The organism is Paenibacillus sp. P4_A7, assembly GCF_056402455.1.
The window spans coordinates 1-3512 of the sequence record NZ_JBFUHJ010000537.1; the positions used below are offsets into that span (position 1 = coordinate 1).

The 3512-nt window shown below is 46.2% G+C and carries 5 protein-coding genes; all 5 read right to left on the bottom strand.

Going from position 1 to position 3512, the window contains the following annotated elements:
* Window positions 1-45: 45 nt before the first annotated feature.
* Window positions 46-456 carry a SpoIIIAH-like family protein gene (locus tag AC1DWN_RS30555; protein WP_477562623.1) on the bottom strand — a complete coding sequence of 137 codons (411 nt, stop codon included), beginning with the start codon at window positions 454-456 and terminating at the stop codon, window positions 46-48.
* 31 nt (window positions 457-487) lie between these two features.
* Window positions 488-1120 (bottom strand): stage III sporulation protein AG, encoded by a 633-nt coding sequence (spoIIIAG, locus tag AC1DWN_RS30560; protein WP_477562624.1) that lies wholly within the window; start codon window positions 1118-1120, stop codon window positions 488-490.
* A gap of 31 nt (window positions 1121-1151) precedes the next feature.
* A complete protein-coding gene (gene spoIIIAF, locus AC1DWN_RS30565; protein WP_477562625.1) occupies window positions 1152-1946 on the bottom strand; it encodes a stage III sporulation protein AF in 795 nt (264 codons plus the stop codon).
* A 24-nt stretch (window positions 1947-1970) separates the two neighbouring features.
* Window positions 1971-3221: a stage III sporulation protein AE gene (spoIIIAE, locus tag AC1DWN_RS30570; protein ID WP_477562626.1), complete on the bottom strand. Its 1251-nt coding sequence runs from the start codon at window positions 3219-3221 to the stop codon at window positions 1971-1973.
* Window positions 3222-3226: 5 nt separating this feature from the next.
* Window positions 3227-3512: stage III sporulation protein AD (spoIIIAD, locus tag AC1DWN_RS30575; protein WP_477562627.1), on the bottom strand; the 286-nt coding region annotated here is incomplete at its 5' end.

Consider the following 3512-nt stretch of genomic DNA (forward strand, 5'->3'; position numbering starts at 1 on the left):
AGGTTTTCAAATCCTTCTTCGGTGGCTTCAGTCGCTGCAATCCGCTCATGCTTTAACGGCGGCCATTGCTGCTGTTGCTTCCTCAGGTTTTTTTTGCGTTTCAGAAACTATTGCCATCAGTCGGTTTTCCTCATCGGAATTTTTCGATTCCCGTTTCGCCATAAGTTCGCTGAACAACCCGCCTGAAGCAAGTCCTTGCTCTTTTATTTGATTAAGCACATCTTGGTCAGCATCACTGATAGTCTCCTTGCTGCTTGGCACCTCGGCCCCATTCACTACAACCCCATCTTTATTTGTTGCTGCTTCCGTAACATTTTGACCAACCGGTTCCACTTGCGAACCATCCGTCAACACGTCTGGCGTAGATGTATCCTGGGTAAATAAATAATACGCCGATAACACCACCATTAAGCTAAGCATTGATACAAGCCACACCGTTTGTCTTTTCGTGTTCATTAGAACAGCCTCCCCAATTCTTCAAATTAGTTTATTGCTTGCTTGGCAAAACAGAGATTCGATTAACCGGTACATTGACACCCTTCTCAACCGCATGGGTGATCAGCTGTCTAACTGTTTCATTCTCCGCGCCTTTGGCGACTATAAGAATACCGCGAACGCGCGGGTTAATCGTTTTAGTAATAATGGGCTTCTGATCCCCTGATACTTCGTACATGACAATCTTCCCATCCTTCGTGACGGTTGTAATATGTCGACGACCACCATTGCGGTCATTTTCATCCGTTTCGGACCTCGACTCTTGTGTGTCACTTACATACTCTGTAACTTCTGTAGAATCAATCGTTACAAGCACATCCACCGTACCGACTCCAACAATTTTCTCCAAAATATCTTTTAATCGTAATTCCATTGGCCTCTCAACTGATTCGAATGGAGAGCCGGATGAGCCGCCTGAATTGTTCCAAGCCGCTTGATCCTGTGGCAACGGAATAGGCTCCTGCACCGAACGATCGACATCCTTAAATGTCAGAAATGAATTCATAATCATCAGCACTGCTCCAATCCCGCCAACGATAAGCAGCATTCTAAGCGTTCTCACCCGTTTCGGTCCACTGGGACCGCCGCCAACAGCTGATTCAATACCTTCCAGCCATTTGGCCACCGCTCCGCACCCCCTCTCTCCATACGTTCAATTATCGAATTGCCATTTTTAACGATGGTTGGCGTACATGAATTTTTTCCACATCAACACCCCAGCCTTGTACGATCAAACGATTAATTGCGGCAGCCGTCTCAGGGTCCGCTTGTGCCCATCGTTCTTCTGATGCCTGCTGTTTGTATGTTGCGGAGTTTTCTTCATCTGTGCTTGACTCCGATTGTGTCGGAATCGTTTGTAGAATCGCGCTGTCGTCCTTAAGTTCTAAATCGAGATCAATGTCAACAGCAACTGGGAGCACATCCTCCACTGCCTGACCTTTAGCAGAAGAATCTGATTCCGAATCACCTTTCACTTGCCTATCGTCAGACTCTAAAGTAACGATGACTTGATTAATGTATGGTGTCTTCCTGCCTGATTRGACGATCCAGTTGAGCTGCGCATCAACCGACTTCACTTTTGCATGGGTACGTTCTGTTAATTCCCTTCGCATAGTGTCCTCGAGTGTACGCTCTGTCAGACTAGCTGCTTCAATTTCCTGCTTTTCTTTCATTCGTTCAGCATTTTGCTCTATCTGATCCAGGCTGGCCATTTGTGTGCTCTTGTTTTCAGTCATTTTACTCCACTGTTCCATCCCCTCATTCAGCTTGGAGCTAATATCACCTTGAATAAGGCTAAGGATCGGAGATAGGATGGTCAGTAAAATAAATAATCCAACAACGAGCCGAGCATATCGTTGCATCGCTTTGTTTGGCAGAAGCAGTTCGACGAGTCCCGCCAGCAAGATGACTGCGATTATATCCCTCAGCCAGTCGCTTAACCAAGCAACCACAGCTATCACATCTCCTTCCTTGCCTCACCTGACCATTAATGACGCATTTCCCGCCGTCAAAATAATCGTTACTGCGAGGAAAAACATGAGGCTGACGGCCGCCAGTGCAGCAAATACGTAAATCATCGTCTTTCCGATCGTCTGCAGACAATTCACAATAGGCGAATCGCCAAGCGGCTGCATAACCGCAGCGGACACGTTGTAGATGAGCGCTAATGTTAATATTTTGATAGCAGGAAAAGCGCTTATAAAGAGCAATACGATAACGCCGGCTAAACCAATCGCATTTTTGGCCAGCATCGAGGCTGAAATGACCGTGTCAGCTGCATCCGAAAACATTCTCCCTACAACAGGCACGAAGTTTCCAGTAACGAATTTAGCCGTTCGTAGCGTAACGCCGTCTGTCACAGCTCCCGTCACTCCCTGTACGGAAATGACCCCCAGAAAGACAGTCAAGAGTACACCCAAAACACCTACACCAATATTTCTTAGCAAAACAGCAAGCTGTGTTACTTTAAACTTTTCTGTCAATGCGCTAGCTATATGGAGCACCGCCGAGAAAAATAAGAGCGGAAAAACAACCGTATAAATTGTCGTTCCAACAGCATGGATCATAAAAATAATTAACGGATGAAGCACGGATACAGTAACTATATTTCCCATAGAGGCAAGCAAGGTGAGGAGCAATGGCACCATCGCCAGCATGAATTGAATCATGCTCTCTATGGCTCCTCTCGCATAGCCAATCGCTACATGAAAGCTATTAACTGCAATAATGATCATGACCATATAAGTGATGGAGTAAGCTACTTTGCTAACCGCATTTCGCTCAAAGGCGTTCTGCAAAGTTTCAAGCACCATGCTGAATACAGTAAGCATGACGATTGTTACGAGCAGTTTGCCGTTATAAAGCACTTCATGCAGCATGTACCGAAGCAAGCCTTTCAGCATATCGGTTAGTTTTAGCCCATCACCTCCAGGAAGAATCATTTCCATGAAAGTCGGAATCTTTTGTTCTGGAAAAAAACCGCCATACTCACTTCGCAGCATGTTCCAATAGGACTCAACTGCTTGCGTATCTAAACCGCCTAATTGCTCTGTTGCAAGCTGCTTGCTCAATTTTTCAGGGCTTAGTTGTTGTTCGATCTCGCCAGGCTCTACTCCGTTCGCGCTTTCCGCGTAGCCAATGACTGGGACGTAGGAGAGCAAGAACGATGCAAACAGGAGGAACAGCAACAGCTTGGCCCGATTGTGGGCCTGAGTAGGCTGTATCATGCGCATCAGCCTCCGTCCGGCAGTAAGCCAATTACCGTCTCAACGATAACGCTAATAATGGGAACAGCCATAACGAGAATCAACACCTTGCCGGCAAACTCTATTTTTGATGCCATACCTTCTTGACCCGCATCTCTCACGATTTGTGCACCAAACTCGGCAATGTAGGCTATTCCAATTATTTTCAATATCGTCTTTAGATAAATGGAAGGGATGCCCGCTCGAGTAGCCAAATCCTCCAGCACGGATATGACGATTTCGATTTTGCCGATTACGTACAGGAATATGAAC

Excerpts from the sequence above, each read along its gene's own strand:
- AC1DWN_RS30555 (WP_477562623.1), bottom strand. The coding sequence starts at position 456 with ATGAACACGAAAAGACAAACGGTGTGGCTTGTATCAATGCTTAGCTTA.
- spoIIIAE (WP_477562626.1), bottom strand. The coding sequence starts at position 3,221 with ATGATACAGCCTACTCAGGCCCACAATCGGGCCAAGCTGTTGCTGTTC.